16 protein-coding genes are annotated in these 14,819 nt (G+C 68.6%); 9 read left to right on the plus strand and 7 right to left on the minus strand.

Annotated elements, in window-relative coordinates:
• Positions 1-10 precede the first annotated feature (10 nt).
• Positions 11-976, minus strand: coding sequence for an Hsp33 family molecular chaperone HslO (hslO, locus tag AC0IZJ_RS04245; RefSeq protein ID WP_471846958.1), 966 nt, complete (start codon positions 974-976; stop codon positions 11-13).
• Positions 973-1,497 carry a gamma carbonic anhydrase family protein gene (locus AC0IZJ_RS04250; protein WP_471846960.1) on the minus strand — a complete coding sequence of 175 codons (525 nt, stop codon included), beginning with the start codon at positions 1,495-1,497 and terminating at the stop codon, positions 973-975. Before AC0IZJ_RS04250 ends, hslO begins: the two co-directional genes overlap by 4 nt.
• A 109-nt stretch (positions 1,498-1,606) precedes the next feature.
• Here AC0IZJ_RS04250 and AC0IZJ_RS04255 point away from each other — a divergent pair, with 109 nt between their 5' ends.
• The 9 genes from AC0IZJ_RS04255 to AC0IZJ_RS04295 are packed head-to-tail and all read left to right on the plus strand — an operon-like array spanning position 1,607 to position 9,840.
• On the plus strand, positions 1,607-2,479 hold the full coding sequence (locus AC0IZJ_RS04255) for a substrate-binding periplasmic protein (protein ID WP_471846962.1): 873 nt from the start codon (positions 1,607-1,609) through the stop codon (positions 2,477-2,479).
• Positions 2,480-2,503: 24 nt separating this feature from the next.
• On the plus strand, positions 2,504-3,295 hold the full coding sequence (locus AC0IZJ_RS04260; RefSeq protein ID WP_471846964.1) for a ferritin-like domain-containing protein: 792 nt from the start codon (positions 2,504-2,506) through the stop codon (positions 3,293-3,295).
• A gap of 59 nt (positions 3,296-3,354) precedes the next feature.
• Positions 3,355-4,671: an omega-aminotransferase AptA gene (aptA, locus tag AC0IZJ_RS04265; RefSeq protein ID WP_471846966.1), complete on the plus strand. Its 1,317-nt coding sequence runs from the start codon at positions 3,355-3,357 to the stop codon at positions 4,669-4,671.
• Between the two features lie 10 nt (positions 4,672-4,681).
• Positions 4,682-5,842 (plus strand): esterase-like activity of phytase family protein, encoded by a 1,161-nt coding sequence (locus tag AC0IZJ_RS04270; protein ID WP_471846968.1) that lies wholly within the window; start codon positions 4,682-4,684, stop codon positions 5,840-5,842.
• Positions 5,842-6,723, plus strand: a complete 882-nt coding sequence (locus tag AC0IZJ_RS04275) for a DMT family transporter (RefSeq protein ID WP_471846970.1) — start codon at positions 5,842-5,844, stop codon at positions 6,721-6,723. The genes AC0IZJ_RS04270 and AC0IZJ_RS04275 overlap by 1 nt, the downstream gene beginning before the upstream one ends.
• A 9-nt stretch (positions 6,724-6,732) precedes the next feature.
• The gene (locus AC0IZJ_RS04280) at positions 6,733-7,569 is read left to right on the plus strand and encodes a PIG-L deacetylase family protein (RefSeq protein ID WP_471846972.1); all 837 of its coding nucleotides are present in this window, start codon (positions 6,733-6,735) and stop codon (positions 7,567-7,569) included.
• Positions 7,566-8,543, plus strand: a complete 978-nt coding sequence (locus AC0IZJ_RS04285) for a succinylglutamate desuccinylase/aspartoacylase family protein (protein WP_471846974.1) — start codon at positions 7,566-7,568, stop codon at positions 8,541-8,543. Before AC0IZJ_RS04280 ends, AC0IZJ_RS04285 begins: the two co-directional genes overlap by 4 nt.
• A 4-nt stretch (positions 8,544-8,547) precedes the next feature.
• Positions 8,548-9,444 (plus strand): substrate-binding periplasmic protein, encoded by an 897-nt coding sequence (locus AC0IZJ_RS04290; protein WP_471846976.1) that lies wholly within the window; start codon positions 8,548-8,550, stop codon positions 9,442-9,444.
• A 3-nt stretch (positions 9,445-9,447) separates the two neighbouring features.
• Positions 9,448-9,840 (plus strand): ribosomal maturation YjgA family protein, encoded by a 393-nt coding sequence (locus AC0IZJ_RS04295; RefSeq protein ID WP_471846978.1) that lies wholly within the window; start codon positions 9,448-9,450, stop codon positions 9,838-9,840.
• A gap of 6 nt (positions 9,841-9,846) precedes the next feature.
• On the opposite strand, the gene AC0IZJ_RS04300 is transcribed toward AC0IZJ_RS04295, so the two are convergent.
• Genes AC0IZJ_RS04300 through AC0IZJ_RS04320 form a run of 5 tightly spaced genes read right to left on the minus strand, consistent with a single transcriptional unit; the run spans position 9,847 to position 14,780 of the window.
• Entirely contained in the window at positions 9,847-10,476 is a 630-nt protein-coding gene (locus AC0IZJ_RS04300) for a glutathione S-transferase family protein (RefSeq protein ID WP_471846980.1), read from the minus strand.
• On the minus strand, positions 10,473-11,357 hold the full coding sequence (gene yghU, locus AC0IZJ_RS04305; RefSeq protein ID WP_471846982.1) for a glutathione-dependent disulfide-bond oxidoreductase: 885 nt from the start codon (positions 11,355-11,357) through the stop codon (positions 10,473-10,475). Before yghU ends, AC0IZJ_RS04300 begins: the two co-directional genes overlap by 4 nt.
• A gap of 18 nt (positions 11,358-11,375) precedes the next feature.
• Positions 11,376-12,986 carry a diguanylate cyclase domain-containing protein gene (locus AC0IZJ_RS04310; protein WP_471846984.1) on the minus strand — a complete coding sequence of 537 codons (1,611 nt, stop codon included), beginning with the start codon at positions 12,984-12,986 and terminating at the stop codon, positions 11,376-11,378.
• A complete protein-coding gene (locus AC0IZJ_RS04315; RefSeq protein WP_471846986.1) occupies positions 12,983-13,453 on the minus strand; it encodes a hypothetical protein in 471 nt (156 codons plus the stop codon). The genes AC0IZJ_RS04310 and AC0IZJ_RS04315 overlap by 4 nt, the downstream gene beginning before the upstream one ends.
• Entirely contained in the window at positions 13,437-14,780 is a 1,344-nt protein-coding gene (locus tag AC0IZJ_RS04320; RefSeq protein WP_471846988.1) for a hypothetical protein, read from the minus strand. The genes AC0IZJ_RS04315 and AC0IZJ_RS04320 overlap by 17 nt, the downstream gene beginning before the upstream one ends.
• Positions 14,781-14,819 lie beyond the last annotated feature (39 nt).

The raw sequence follows: 14,819 nt of genomic DNA on the forward strand, positions 1-14,819 counted from the left end.
GCTGCGGCGACTACTGAATCGTGCCGCCCTCGGGCTGGTGGCTGGCCGGCGCGAACAGCAGGCCCACGTCCACCGCATCGAAGCGGTAGTGCTGACCGCAGAAGTCACAGCTGATCTCGATCTCCCCGCGCTCGGCCAGCACGCTGTCGGCCTCCTCACGGCCCAGGCCGCGCAGCATCTGGCCGACGCGCTCACGCGAGCAGGTGCAGGCGAAGCGCGGCGCTGTTGCTCCGCTGAGAGGCTCGTAGCGCGTCACCGTCTCCTCCCAGAACAGCCGGCGCAGGATGGTGTCGGCGTCCAGCGTCAGCAGTTCTTCGGCGGTCAGCGTGGCGGCCAGGATGCTGATGCGGTTGAAGCCTTCGGAAAGACCGATGTCGTCTTCATTCCTGCGGCCTTCGAGATTGCCCTTGCCCTGGATGGGCAGGCGCTGGATCAGCAGGCCGGCGGCGATGTCGCCATTGGCCGCCAGCACGAGCTTGGTGTCCAGTTGCTCGGACTGCAGCATGTAGTGCTCCAGCACCTCGCTCATCTTCTGCAGCGGCTCGCGCTGGTCGCCGTGCAGGGGCACGACGCCCTGGTAGGGTTGCTGGCCGGGGAACTTGTCCTTGGGGTCCAGCGTGATGGCGCAGCGCCCCTGGCCGCGCAGGTTGACCATGGCCTCGAGCGTCGCGCCGGGATCGACAGTGCCCACGCACTTGGCCGTGGCGCGAAAGCTCAGGTCGGGCTGCGCCTCGGCCACCGCCAGCTTGACCGGGCCGTCGCCAAAGACCTGCAGCACCAGCGCCCCGTTGAACTTGATGTTGGCCTGCATCAGCACGGCGGCAGCGCTCATCTGGCCGAGCATGTCGCGCAGCTCGGGCGGGTATTCCTGGCCGGGTTCGCGGCGGCTCAGCAGCTCGCGCCAGGCGCCCGTCAGGCGCACCAGCATGCCGCGCACCGGCAGGCCATCGAACAGGAATTTGTGGAGTTCACTCATCGGATTCTTTTCAAGCCGGCCGCATAACGGCGGCCGTTGTTCACGTAATGGGCCGCGCTGGCCTTGAGGCCGGCGATCTGCGCCTCGGTCAGCTCGCGCACGACCTTGGCCGGCGCGCCGACGATGAGACTGCCGTCCGGGAAGTCCTTGCCCTCGGTCACCAGCGCACCGGCGCCGACGATGCAGTTGCGGCCGATGCGAGCGCCATTCAAGACCACGGCGCCGATGCCGATGAGACTTTCGTCGCCGACCGTGCAGCCGTGCAGCATGACCTGGTGGCCCACGGTCACGTTCTGGCCGATGACGAGCGGGAAGCCGTAGTCGGCATGCAGCACCGAGCCGTCCTGGATGTTGCTGCCAGCGCCGATGGTCAACGTGTCGCTGTCACCGCGCAGCACGGCGTTGAACCAGACGCTGACGCCGTCCCCCAGCGTCACGCGGCCGATGACCTCGGCGCTGTCGGCCACGAAAGCCGACTCGGCCACATCGGGAACATGCTCGTCGAGCTGGTAGATCGCCATCGCATCGCCCCTTGATCGTTGGCCCAGCGGGCGAAACCTCGATTTTACGAGGCCGGGCATGCCCTGGAACGGTGCTTAAATCGCGGCCAACCTGAGACGCCCCTCCTCGATGCCTTTTCGCCTCCTGCTTGCCGGCTTGCTGATCCTGTCATGCCTGTGTGCAAGCGCCGCGCCGCTGGTGGTGACCGTGCGAAAGCCGGAGAGCGACACCGACCCACGCCCGGCCTATGACCAGGCCGTCATCCGCCTGGCGCTGGACAAGACCCTCGCCAGCCACGGCCCCTACACCCTGCAGTTCGCGCCGCCCATGAACGCCCAGCGTGCACTCGTCAGTGCCGAACAGCGGCGCTATCCCGGCTTCCTCATCATCAGCGTGCCGCGCGCCGAGCGCGTCGCGGCGGGTCTGGTGCCCATCCGCGTGCCGATGCACCTGGGCATGGCAGGCTATCGCGTCTGCTTCGTCTCGCCCCAGGCCCAGGCAGCCGTTGCCCAGGCGCGCACGCTGGACGACCTGCGCCGCTTCACCATCGCCCAGGGCGCGGGTTGGACCGACGGCGCCATCCTGCGTGCCAACGGCTTCCGGGTTCAAGAGATCGTCAGCTACGAAGCGATGTTCAAGATGGTGGCGCAGGGCCGCTTCGATCTGTTCTGCCGCAGCGTGCTGGAGGTGCGCAAGGAAGTCGACGCTCATCCCGAACTGGATCTGCGCCTGGACACGAGCTTCGCCCTCGTCTACGACCTGCCGCAGCTCTTCTACACCCACCGCGACAACCGGGAACTCATCGAGCGGCTCACGCAGGGGATGGAGCAGGCCCATGCCGACGGCTCGCTGCTGGCGCTGTTCCGTGCCCATATGCAGGCCTCGATACGCTTCTCCGACCTGCCCAAGCGGCGCCTGTTCCGCCTCAAGACGCCATCGATCTTCGACGCCGATTTCGACTTCAAGCGCTACGACATCGACATCGCACGCGAGCTGCACTGACGCCGGCGCGGACAATGCCGGCGCATGGACCTCCGCTCCCGCGCCCTCGACATTCTGTTGATCGCCGACCCCGCCACCAAGGCGGCCGAAGCGCTGGCGCTCGACACGGCGCTGCCGCTCGACACGCAGCTTGAACTCGCCGAGCCCACGGGCATTCCGGGCATCCCCGGGCGCCCCGAGCGCCCGCGCCTCGTCGAGCACATCACGCTCAAGGGGCCATCGCTGCGCACGCCGGCCGGCATCGCGGCACTGGTGCATGCCATCGCCCACATCGAGTTCAACGCCATCAACCTCGCCCTGGATGTGGCTTGGCGCTTTGCCGGCATGCCCGAGGCGTTCTACCGCGACTGGCTACGCATCGTCCAGGAGGAAGCCAAGCATTTCACGCTGTTGCGCGAGCACCTGCTGGGCCTGGGCTTCGACTACGGCGATTTCGACGCCCACAACGCCTTGTGGGACATGGCCGAGCGCACCAAGCACGACCTGCTCGCCCGCATAGCGTTGGTGCCGCGCACGCTGGAGGCGCGCGGCCTGGACGCGTCGCCCGCCGTCAAACGCAAGCTGGTCGGCGCCGGTGACAAACGAGCCGGCGAGATCCTCGACGTGATCCTGCACGACGAGATCGGCCATGTGCTGGCCGGCAACCGCTGGTACCGCTTCCTGTGCGAGCAGCGCGGGCTGGAGCCTGTCTCAACCTATGCCGAGCTGGCGGCCAAATACCAGGCGCCCAGGCTGCGTGCGCCCTTCAATCTCGAAGCCCGCCGCGCCGCGGGTTTCGACGAGGCGGAACTTGCAGCCTTGCAACAGACCGACTGAGCGATTCTGACCAACCAGTCAGATTCCCCTAGACTCTGGGCTCCTCCGAGGAGCCACCTATGAGCGCCGACGTTCCCAAGCTTGATGCCTACTGGATGCCCTTCACTGCCAACCGGCAGTTCAAGCAGTCGCCGCGCCTGCTGACTGGCGCCGACGGCATGTTCTTCCGCGATGACAAAGGCCGCGAAGTGCTCGACGGCATCGCCGGCCTGTGGTGCGTCAATGCCGGCCACAACCGGCCGAAGATCGTCAAGGCGATCCAGGATCAAGCCGCGGAGCTGGACTTCGCGCCGCCCTTCCAGATGGCCCACCCCAAGGCCTTCGAGCTGGCAGAGCGCCTGGCCGAGATCGCGCCCACGGGCATGAACCGCGTGTTCTTTACCAACTCGGGCTCCGAGGCCGTCGACACGGCGCTGAAGATGGCCATTGCCTACCACCGCGTGCGCGGCGAAGGCGCCCGCACCCGGCTCATCGGCCGTGAGCGTGGCTATCACGGCGTCAACTTCGGCGGCATCTCGGTGGGCGGCATGGTGGCCAACCGCAAGATGTTCGGCACGCTGCTGGCGGGCGTGGACCACATCCGCCACACGCACGACCCGGCGCGGAACGCCTTCTCGATGGGCATCCCCGAGCACGGCGCCGAGTTCGCGGACGACCTGGAGCGCCTCGTCGCCCTGCACGACGCCTCGACGATCGCCGCCGTCATCGTCGAGCCCGTCGCCGGCTCCACCGGCGTGCTGATCCCGCCGGCCGGCTACCTGCAACGCCTGCGCGATATCTGCGACAAGCACGGCATCCTGCTGATCTTCGACGAGGTCATCACCGGCTTCGGCCGCACCGGCAACCCGTTCGGTGCCCAGACCTTCGGCGTCACGCCGGACCTGATGACGGTGGCCAAGGGCATCACCAACGGCTGCGTGCCGATGGGCGCGGTGTTCGCGCAGCAGAAGATCCACGACGCCTTCATGACCGGGCCCGAACACCTGATCGAGTTCTTCCACGGCTACACCTACTCCGCCCACCCGCTGGCCTGCTCGGCCGGCATCGCCACGCTGGACACCTACGCCGACGATGGCCTGCTGACCCGCGCGGCCACCATGCAGGCCGAGTTCGCCGAGGCGCTGCATTCGCTGCGCGACGAGCCCAATGTCATCGACGTGCGCAACATCGGCCTGGTCGGCGGCGTGGAGCTCAAGCCCCTGCCCGGCGAGCCCGCCAAGCGCGCCTTCAACATCTTCCTGGACTGCTGGGACAAGGGCCTGCTGATCCGCACGACGGGCGACACCATCGCCCTGTCGCCGCCGCTCATCATCGAGAGCGAGCACATCCACCGCATCATCGACACCCTGCGCGCCGCCCTGCGCCGCGCCGCATAAAGCTTTCCCAATGAAATGGCTACTCGCCCTGCTGCTGGCAGGGTCTGCGCATGCGCAGAACCTCACCTATCTCGGCCAGCAGATCGTGCCCACGAGTGCCAGCTTTCGCGGCGTGCCGCTGGGCGGCCTGTCCAGCATCGACTACGTGCCCGCCACCGGCCGCTACCTGGCCATCTGCGATGACCGCAGCGACCGCGGGCCGGCGCGCTTCTACGAGCTGACGCTGGACCTGGCCAAGTTCCGGCGCAGCGCCGACCCGGGCGACGCTGGCGTCGGCTGGGTCAGCATGACGACGATGCTGGACCATGACGGCCAGCCCTTCGGCCGCAACCAGGTCGACCCTGAAAGCCTGCGCCTGGACGCGAAGCGCAACCTCATCTACTGGGCCAACGAAGGCCAGCGCAGCTCCGGCAACACGCAGAACCCCACCATGCGCCGCATGCAGCTGGACGGCAAACCCGCCGGCGAGTTTGCGGTGCCGAGCTACTACAACCCCGCAGGCAGCGCCGGCGGGCTGGCCGCGGGCGACATGGGTGTCTACAACAACCTCGCCTTCGAAAGCGTGGCCATCACGCCCGACGGCAGGGCGCTGTGGACCATGTCCGAGAACGGCCTGGCGCAGGACAGCCTGCCAGCAGCGGTGGGCCGCGGCAGCCGCGCACGCCTGCTGTCCTTCGACCTTGATACCGGCAAGCCTGGCGCCGAGTACGTCTACGACGTGGCCGCCCTGCCCTTTGCGCCCGCGCGCCAGGGCGACTTCGCCACCAACGGCGTGCCCGACATGCTCGCCCTGTCGTCGACCGAGTTCATCGTCATCGAGCGTGCCTTTGCCGTGGGCGCCATCACGCCCGGCCGCGCCGCGCAGACAAAGCAGCCCACCAGCAACACCATCAAGCTCTACCGCATCGACACGCGCGGCGCGACCGATGTGTCGGGCTGGCCGAGCATCAAGGGCCGTGACGTGGTGCCGGTCAAGCGCACCATGCTGCTGGATCTGTCCTCGCTGACGAATGACGACGGCAGCGTGCTGGCGCTGGACAACATCGAGGGCATCAGCTTCGGCCCGATGGTGGACGGCAAGCGCACGCTGATCCTGGTGTCTGACAACAACTTCAATCCGGCCCAGTTCACGCAGTTCATCGCGTTCACGATCGACGGCGCCTTGCCCTGATGCACCCGGTCCCCTGGCGCGCCTACGCGCTGCTGGCCGCCAGCACGAGTCTGGTCGGCAGCTACGTCGGCCTGTCCAAGCTGCTGGTGGTGGCCTTCCCGGTCTTCCTGCTCGCCGGCCTGCGCTTCGGCTTCGCGGCCGTGCTGATGCTGCCCTGGCTGAAGAAGCCGCGCGACGAAGCGCCGCTGGACGCGCGCTCACGCGGGCTGCTCTTCCTCGAGTCCTTCCTCGGCAACTTTCTGTTCTCGATCTGCATGCTGTTCGGCCTGCGGCAGAGCTCGGCCGTCGTGGCGGGCGTCATCCTGGCCGGCATCCCGGCGGCGGTGGCGCTGCTGGGCTGGGCCGTGTTGCGTGAACGTCCGGGCGGCCGCACGTTGGCCGGCATTGCCTGCGCGGTGGGCGGCATCGCGCTCGTCGCCACGGGCAGGCAGGGTGGAGCAGAGACCACGCCCGTCGGCGCCCTGCTCCTGGTTGCCGCCGTGTGCTGCGAGGCCTGCTATGTCGTCATCGGCAAGAAGCTGACGGCCGGCCTCGGGCCGAAGCGCATCAGCGCGCTGATCAACCTCTGGGGCCTCGTGCTGGTGACTCCGCTGGCCATCTGGCAGGGCCTGAGCTTCGACTTCACCGCGCCGCGCGCGCTGGACTGGGCGCTGCTGGCCTACTACTCGGCCACGGCCAGCGTCATCACAGTCTGGCTGTGGATGGCGGGCCTGCGGGGCCTGCCGGCGGCGCAGGCGGGCGTGTTCATGGTCTTCCTGCCCATCAGCACGGCGCTCGTGGGCCTGGCCCTGGGCGAGACGCTGTCGGCCCGGCAGGCGCTGGCCTTCGGCCTCGCGCTGGTCGGCGTGCTGCTGGCGACCTGGCCAGCGCGCGTTCGTTAGCATCGCGGGATGTCCCTGGAAGCCGACCTCGCGCGCTGGCGCGAGCACCTGACCCGTTTCGCCACCCTGCTCGGCAGCCCGCCGGACCGCCACGCGTCGCCCGCGCCGGACGCCAGCCCCGGCCACTGCCTCATCTTTGCGCCGCATCCCGACGACGAATGCATCGTCGGCGCCATGCCACTGCGCCTTCGCCAGGAGGCCGGCTGGCGCGTCAGCAACGTCGCCGTCACGCTGGGCAGTAATGCCGAGCGACGCGGGGCGCGCTGGGCCGAGCTTCAGGACGCCTGCGCCGTGCTCGGCTTTGGCTGCATCCGCGTCGGCGAGGAAGGCCTGTCCGACGTGCGCGCTGACGCGAGCAACCCCGCACAGGTCCACGCCCTCGCAGCCCTCCTCACCGAGCATCGCCCTGCCCTCGTCCTTGCGCCGCATGCGCTGGACGACAACCCCAGCCACCGTGGCGTCTATCGCCTCGTCGTGGAGGCGGTGGCACAGGCCCGGCTTGACACGGTGTTGGCCTTCACCGAGTTCTGGTCCACCCAAGCCACGCCCAACGCGCTGGTTGAAACGAACATCGCCGACACGGCGCGTCTGATTGCCGCGCTGGAGCGCCACACCGGCGAGATCGCTCGCAACCCCTATCACCTGCGCCTGCCCGCCTTCCTGGCCGACGCCGTGCGGCGCGGCGGCGAGCTGGTGCTGGGCGCCGGCGAGGCACCGCCGGACTTCGCCTTCGCCACCCTCTACCGCCTCGTCGCCTGCCGCGCCGGCCAGCCCGTGGCCGAACTGCCGCGCCGCGTCTTCGCCGCCGACCAGGCCTTGTCGTCTTCCGCCTTGCTCACGCCATGACCCAGCCCACCCAAATCCGCATCCACCAGTTCGCCGGCCTGCAACCGGGGCCGCGCTTCCTTGTGACGGGCGCCGTCCATGGCAACGAGATCCACGGCACCAAGGCCATGGCCGAGATCATTCGGCAGCTCGATGCCGGCGAGCTGACGCTCAAGCGCGGCACGCTGACGCTCGTGCCCATCGTCAACCCGCTCGCCCACCAGCTCAACCGCCGCGAAGGCGACCGCAACCTCAACCGCAACCTGCGCCCACCCATCATTGCCCAGGACTTCGAGGATCGCATCGCCCGGGTGCTGTGCCCCCTGATCGCGCAGCACGACGGCATCCTCGACCTGCACAGCTTCCAGGGCCAGGGCCCCGCCTTCGCGATGATCGGCCCACGCAACAACAGCGGCGAGCTGGAGCCCTTCTCGCAGGAGGCGACCGAGTCGGCCCTGGCTGCGGCCCTCGGCGTGACGCGCATCGTCGAAGGCTGGCTGTCGACCTATGCCCTGGGCCTGCAGCGCCGTCAGCAGCGCGAGCACGACGGCTCGCGCCGTGCATCGCTGATCTCCGACCCGCACTACGGCGTCGGCACCACCGAATACATGCGGTCCACCGGCGGCTGGGCCATCACGCTGGAATGCGGCCAGCACCTGGACGCCAACGGCCCTGAGGTGGCACGCCTGGCCATCCTGCGCGCGCTGGTCTTCCTCGGCATGCTGGACGAGAGCGCCGTCGAGCCGCACCGCCCGGCACAGCCGCCGGAGCTGCTGCAGCTCTACGACGTCATCGACCGCGAGGATATGGGCGACAGCTTCGCGCGCGAATGGGCCAGCTTCGACGCCATCGCCGAAGGCCAGCAGATTGGCACCCGCGCCAGCGGCGAGGCGGTGCTGGCACCCAGCGAGGGGCGCATCGTGTTCCCGAACGTGAAGTCGGTGCCGGGTACCGAATGGTTTTACCTGGCGCGGCCCAGCGACCGCCAGCTTTGACCCGATGACATGGCTTTTGGCGCTGCTGACGCTGCTGGCGGCAATGCCTGCAGCCGCATCACCGCCACCGCCACCGCCGCTGATCGTCACCATCCCCTACATGGAGCGCGAGGCGCCGCACCGCGCCTACGCTGACCAACTGCTCGCACTGGCGCTGGAGCTCTCCCGCGACAGGTACGGCGGCTACCGTGTCGTCCAGCAGCGCGAGGAGAGCGTCATCCGCAGGCAGTTGCTGGAACTGGAGAAGGGCAGCATGTCTGTCGCGGTGGCCATGCCAACGCCGGAATGGCTGGACGGTGCGCTGCCGGTGCGGGTGCCCATCATGCGCGGCCTGGCGAGCTTCCGCTTCTTTCTCGGGCGGCAGAGCGAACTGCCGCTCTACGAATCGGTCCGGACTGTCGACGACCTAAGGCGCCTGAGCATCGGCCAGGGGCCCGGCTGGTCCACCGCGCCCATCCTGGAGAGCAACGGCTTCAAGGTCGTCTACGGCGGCGCCCACTCGACGCTGATCCCGATGTTGGACTCCGGCCGCTTCCAGTTGCTGATGCGCAGCGTCTACGAGGTCGAGCCGGAGCTGCTCGCCCAGCGGCAGGCTCACCCCGGCCTGGCCATCGTCGACAACTTCGCCGTCTTCACCTACATGCCCATGTATTTCTTCGTCGCCAAGAACCAGCCCCAACTGGCCGAACGCTTGGCGTACGGGCTCAAGAAGGCGTATGCGAACGGCCAGCTCGACAGGCTCTTCAACCGCTATTTTGGTGAAAGCCTGAAGCTGCTCAAGAACAAGCGGCTCAAGTTCCTGCACGTCCCCAACACCAACATCGACAAGAGCTTCTTCGAGCGCGATCGGCCCTATCTGCTGGATGCGGTCGTCGCGCTGGAGAAGGCCGCCAAGCGCTAGACCATGCGTCGAAGCCGGCCGCTTTACGTCTTGCTGGTACTGGCGGTCATCGCCGCAGGACTGGCGTCACGCCGATACCCCTTCCTGCTGCCGGCACAGTTCGGCAAATATCCGGGCGACGCGCTCTGGGCGCTGATGGTGATGCTGCTCTACGGGCTGGCCAGGCCGGGCTGGTCCATCGGCCGGGTGGCTGCGGCGGCGTTGGCGACGTCATTCGCGGTGGAGTTCAGCCAGCTCTACCAGGCGGACTGGATCAACGCGATCCGGCACACCACGCTTGGCCATCTGGTGCTGGGCTCTACCTTCCATGCGCCGGACCTGCTGGCCTACAGCGCTGGCGTGGCTGCTGGCGCCGCGCTGGAGTGCCTGCTGCTGCGCCCGCCCGCCTCGCAATGAAGCAGATCAGCCCATGGTGCCGCGCTGCTGCATCGCCTCTCGCCAGCAACGCAGATGCGGGTGCTCTTCGCCCGGCTTGACCTTCACCACGCGCGCAAAATCCACCGCAACGACGGCGGTGATGTCGACGACGCTGAACTGCCCCGCAGCGATGAAATCGCGACCGGCCAGCTGCTCGTTCAGCACCGCGAAGAACTGCTGCACGCGCAGCAGGCCGCGCTGCGCCAGTTCGGGGATCTGTGCGAAGTCCACCGGCCCGGTCAGCGCGCGGTTGGCCATAGCCGGGCTGCTGTTGCGAAAGGCCTCGGCAATCGCCGCCAGCCCTTCGAACTCGACACGCCACTGCCAGCTGGCGATCTCCGCCTTCTCCAGCGGCGTGCGGCCGAGCAGCGGCGGCTCGGGGTAGCGCGCTTCCAGCCAGGCCGCGATGGCCGCGTTGTCGGTCAGCACGGCGCCGTCGTCCACGACCAGCGCCGGCACCGTGCACTGCGGGTTGATGCGTCGGAAAGCCTCGCCCATCTGTTCGCCACCGCGCAAGTCCACTTGCACCGTCTCATGCGGCACGCCTTTTTCGGCCAGCAGGATGCGCGCGCGGCGCGGGCTGGGGGCGGTGGCGCAGTCGTAAAGCGTGATCACGGCGCGACCTTGTCCTGCGTCTTCAACTCGAAGTCGCTGGCCTCATGCCGCTCATGCAGCTGGCTGCCCGGCTCGCCCCAGGTGCGGTTGACCTTGCGGCCGCGCTGCACGGCCGGGCGCTGGGCGATCTCGTCGGCCCAGCGGATGACGTGGGTGTATTCGTGCACCGACAGGAACTCGCCCGCGCCGTAGAGCTGGCCTTTGGCCAGCGCGCCATACCACGGCCATGTGGCCATGTCGGCAATCGTGTACTGCTCGCCCGCCAGGTAGCGGCGTTCGGCCAGGAGGCGGTTCAACACATCCAGCTGGCGCTTGACCTCCATCGAGTAGCGGTCGATGGGGTATTCCTGCTTGGTCGGTGCATAGGCATAGAAGTGGCCGAAGCCGCCGCCCAGGAAGGGCGCGCTGCCCATCTGCCAGAACAGCCAGCTCAAGGCCTCGGCGCGTTCTGCGCCACCCGAAGGCAGGAAGGCGCCGCCGAACTTCTCGGCGAGGTAGATGAGGATCGCGCCCGACTCGAAGACGCGCACGGGTGGGCTCCCAGGTTGGCCGCTGCGGTCCACCAGCGCCGGGATCTTGGAGTTGGGGTTGGCCTCGACGAAGCCGCTGCCGAACTGCGCGCCTTCGTTGATGCGGATCAGCCAGGCGTCGTACTCGGCGCCGGCGTGCCCCAGGGCCAGCAACTCCTCCAGCATCACGGTGACCTTGATGCCGTTGGGCGTGCCGAGCGAATAGAGCTGCAGCGGATGGCGGCCGACGGGGAGCGGCTGGTCATGCGTCGGCCCGGCCACCGGGCGGTTGATGCTGGCGAACTGGCCGCCGCTGGCCTTGTTCCAGGTCCAGACATTGGGCGGGGTGTAGGCGTCGGTCGAGTCGGTCATGCATGCGTGGTCGAGGTGCTAACCCGGCAACGCTATCGCAAATGCATGTTTCCCGTTTCGCTTCACCTGATAAAGGGCTTCATCCGCAGCGCGCACCAGGTCTTTGGCTTCCGTGCCATGGGTGGGCAGGCAGGCCACGCCGATGCTGACGCCCACGCTGACCGACTCGCCCGTCGACAGCGCGATGGGCTGGGACAGGCCGTCGAGCAGGTTGCGCATGACCTGCAGCAGCACCGCGTCGCCGGGGCCGATGTCGCGCAACGCGATCAGGAACTCGTCGCCGCCCAGGCGCGCGACGAGATCGGACGAGCGACGCACCGCCGCACGCATGCGCTCGGCGCAGGCCACCAGCACCTCGTCGCCGAAGGCGTGACCGTGGTTGTCGTTGATCTGCTTGAAGCCGTCGAGGTCGACGCAGACGACGCTCAGCGCGGCGTCGCGGGAGCGGGCATCGGTGACGAAGCGCTCCAGCGTGGCCTGGCCGGCAGCGCGGTTCTTCAGCTGGGTAAGCGCGTCGTGCTCGGCGCGGTGGCGCACCGCGTTCTCATCGGTCTTGCGCTCGGTGATGTCGTAGATGACACCTTCCACCGTCTGCCCGTCGACGTGCTGCACGGAGATCAGGCAGTGCACCCAGCGCCGCTCGTCGCCCTGCTGCACCAGCTCCAGGTCGGCCGACACGGTTTCGCCCCGCGCCGTGGCCTCGTCGATCATCTGCCGGACCTGCTCGGGCCGGCTGAAGACACGGGCAATGAAATCGTCCTCGCTCAGCGTACGCAGCTCGTTCATCGACACGCCCACCACGCGCGACACCGTCGGGTTGCCGTTGATGAGGCGCCCACCCTCGTTGAGCACGAAGATGCCGGCGCTGCTCGAGTCGAAGATCTGGCGGTACTGCGCCTCCATGGCCTCGACCTCGGCACGCAGGCTGCGCTCGGTCTGCAGCGCGCGTTCGTTGGATTCGAGCAGCGTGTTGGCGCCGGCAATCAGCACGCCGATTTCGTCGGCAGCGTGGTTGTCCGGCGTTTCGAGCCGCTCGCCCGAGCCCGGCGTCATGCGGCGCAAGGCGCTCGCCAGGCGCACGATGGGCCGCGACACCATGCGGGCTGCCAGCAGGTAGAGCACGGCCGCCAGCAAGGCCGCCTGGCCGGCCATGGCTGCGGCCAGCGTGTAGGCCTCGCGGTCGGCGTCGGCCTGCACCTTGGCGTCGTTCAGATGGATGCGCAGCTGCCCGAGGTTCTCCTTGGCGTCGAAGGGCGACACCAGCGGCCGCGTCAGCAGCGTCGAGCCGGGCCGCTCGACCGCGTTGGGCCGCAGGACCTTGGCCAGCGCGCTGCCGTCGGCAGACACCACTTCGACGACATCCACCAGCTCGTTGCGCGCCAGGCCGCCGGCCACTTCCTGCAGCAGCACGGCGTCCTTGGCGTAGGCGCCGATGGCCAGCGTCTTCTCCACGGCCGTGGCCAGCGCCTCGACACTGCTGCGCCCGCTGGCCAACGCGCGCGACTGGCCGAGCTGGTAGGCGATGGTGGCGGCCACGAGGGCCAGCACGGCAGCACTGGCAAACACCAGCAGCATGAAACGCAGCTGCAGGCTGTCGGCACCACGCACACGGGGTGCAGCGGGCGTCATTTGGTGACGGGTTCCTTGATGACGAGCACAGTTCGAAGGCCGGGCTCGGTGGGTTCCTTGCTGAGCCAGCCCAAGGCGCTCGGGTTGCGGCGCAGGATGCCGGCCACGGCGGTCTCGTCAGGCAGCGCCTGGGGCGGCACGCTCTGGCCGGAGAACATCAGCCGCGACCAGTAGCTGTTGACCTGGGCCACGCTCATGCCGGTCAGCGCCTGATAGAAGGCCGCGCGGCGCGGATGGTCGCGCGGCAGGTCGAAGATCAGCGCGAAATCGCCGTTGGCAAAGGCGCGGCTGCGGCCCATGAAGAGGTCGACCGCCTCCTTCTGCGTCAGCGCCTTCTGCGGATTGCTGGCGTGCACGACGATGTAGAAGTCGGCCCGTGCGGGCAAGGCGCAGGCCATCAGGACGGCGAGGGCCAGGACATGGGCGAAGAACTTGCGCACGGCCACGGCTTCAGAAGATGAAGTCAACGACCGCAGTCGCGACGTGAGCCTTGCCGGGCGAGCTGTCGGCGCCGGTCCACAGGCCCGGACCATTGGCATCGATGCGGGTCCGGTCCCATTGCAGCTTCAGCGCCGCCTGCGGATGGAAGTCCCAACGCGCGCCAACGGACCAGCCCGACTGCTGCACGCGGGCGCGGTTCACCGCGTCGGTGATCAGGCTGCCGAGCATCTGGAGCTGCGCCGCCCCGTCCGGGCCGAGCACCGGCGTCAGCGTGGCCTGCCAGGCGGGCGTCGGCGTCACGGGCATGGCGTCGCGCGTGCGGCCATAGCCGATGTAGGGCGTCCAGTCGCCCAGGCGATGGCCAACGGTGGCATAGGCCGATGACTGCTTCACCAGCGGCGCCGCCGAGATGCGCACGAACTCGGCGCTCCACTGCCAGTCGGCCAATTCGTAGCGAAGGCCGAGTTCTAGAAAGGTCGCCCAGATGGGTGACGCGCCGAGACGGTCACGCAGCAGCCGGGCCTGGTCGGCCACTGGCGGAACCGGCAGGCTGCCGAGCTGGCCCAGGGCGTCCACGGCGGCCTGTGAGGTGCTCAGGTCAAGCTCGATGCGCGTGCGCGACGCACTGGCGCGCACCAGCAGGCCGCCCTCCTCGCGCGACACCATGAGACCGGCGATGTCGCGCACGCGGCCGGGGTCGCCGGTGGCGAAGTCGCCGATCTGGGCCGTGCCCAGCATCAGCTTGGCGCGCCACTGTGCATCGCCCTGGAACCAGCTGCGGGCGACGTCGCCGCCGTCCAGCGTCGTCGGCAGCATGGCGTACAGCTCGACCGGCGGGCGGGCCGCGGTGAAGCCATAGCCGACGTTGCGGTAGTCGGCCATCAGGAAGGCGTCGAGATTGACGCGACCGACCCTCACCGTCCAGTCGGCGTTGGGCCGGTAGCTGGCGTAGGCCCATTCCAGCGCGTCACTGTCGCTGGCATAGCTGCCGCGCTTGCGGGCGATGGCCTGCGCGACCAGCTCGAACTGGTTGCCGAGGCTGTAGTTCAGCTGCACGCCCAAGCGGCTGTCGACGTCTGCACGCCAAGTCGCCTCGGTGGCGGACTGGGTCAGCTCGCGGCGCAAACCCCAGCCCGCCGGCGCGTCCACGCGGCTCAGGCCGACGCTGCCGAAGCCGCTGACCCGCAGGCCGCCGAGGACGGCGCTCGCTGTGGGCGTGCCCGACCGGTCTGCCTTGTCGCCACGCGCCGCGTCGGCCTGGCTGTGGACGCTGCCCGCGCTGAAAGTGGCCAACAGGCCGGTGAGCAGCGAGCGCCCCCAGGGGCTCGAACTTCTGAACATCTTGAAAGACATGGCGATACGGGTTACTACTGGGGGAATTATCAAACCCTT

Source organism: Roseateles sp. AC306, from assembly GCF_979253795.1.

Excerpts from the sequence above, each read along its gene's own strand:
- hslO (WP_471846958.1), bottom strand. The coding sequence starts at position 976 with ATGAGTGAACTCCACAAATTCCTGTTCGATGGCCTGCCGGTGCGCGGC.
- AC0IZJ_RS04250 (WP_471846960.1), bottom strand. The coding sequence starts at position 1,497 with ATGGCGATCTACCAGCTCGACGAGCATGTTCCCGATGTGGCCGAGTCG.
- AC0IZJ_RS04255 (WP_471846962.1), top strand. The coding sequence starts at position 1,607 with ATGCCTTTTCGCCTCCTGCTTGCCGGCTTGCTGATCCTGTCATGCCTG.
- AC0IZJ_RS04260 (WP_471846964.1), top strand. The coding sequence starts at position 2,504 with ATGGACCTCCGCTCCCGCGCCCTCGACATTCTGTTGATCGCCGACCCC.
- aptA (WP_471846966.1), top strand. The coding sequence starts at position 3,355 with ATGAGCGCCGACGTTCCCAAGCTTGATGCCTACTGGATGCCCTTCACT.
- AC0IZJ_RS04270 (WP_471846968.1), top strand. The coding sequence starts at position 4,682 with ATGAAATGGCTACTCGCCCTGCTGCTGGCAGGGTCTGCGCATGCGCAG.
- AC0IZJ_RS04275 (WP_471846970.1), top strand. The coding sequence starts at position 5,842 with ATGCACCCGGTCCCCTGGCGCGCCTACGCGCTGCTGGCCGCCAGCACG.
- AC0IZJ_RS04280 (WP_471846972.1), top strand. The coding sequence starts at position 6,733 with ATGTCCCTGGAAGCCGACCTCGCGCGCTGGCGCGAGCACCTGACCCGT.
- AC0IZJ_RS04285 (WP_471846974.1), top strand. The coding sequence starts at position 7,566 with ATGACCCAGCCCACCCAAATCCGCATCCACCAGTTCGCCGGCCTGCAA.
- AC0IZJ_RS04290 (WP_471846976.1), top strand. The coding sequence starts at position 8,548 with ATGACATGGCTTTTGGCGCTGCTGACGCTGCTGGCGGCAATGCCTGCA.
- AC0IZJ_RS04295 (WP_471846978.1), top strand. The coding sequence starts at position 9,448 with ATGCGTCGAAGCCGGCCGCTTTACGTCTTGCTGGTACTGGCGGTCATC.
- yghU (WP_471846982.1), bottom strand. The coding sequence starts at position 11,357 with ATGACCGACTCGACCGACGCCTACACCCCGCCCAATGTCTGGACCTGG.
- AC0IZJ_RS04310 (WP_471846984.1), bottom strand. The coding sequence starts at position 12,986 with ATGACGCCCGCTGCACCCCGTGTGCGTGGTGCCGACAGCCTGCAGCTG.
- AC0IZJ_RS04320 (WP_471846988.1), bottom strand. The coding sequence starts at position 14,780 with ATGTCTTTCAAGATGTTCAGAAGTTCGAGCCCCTGGGGGCGCTCGCTG.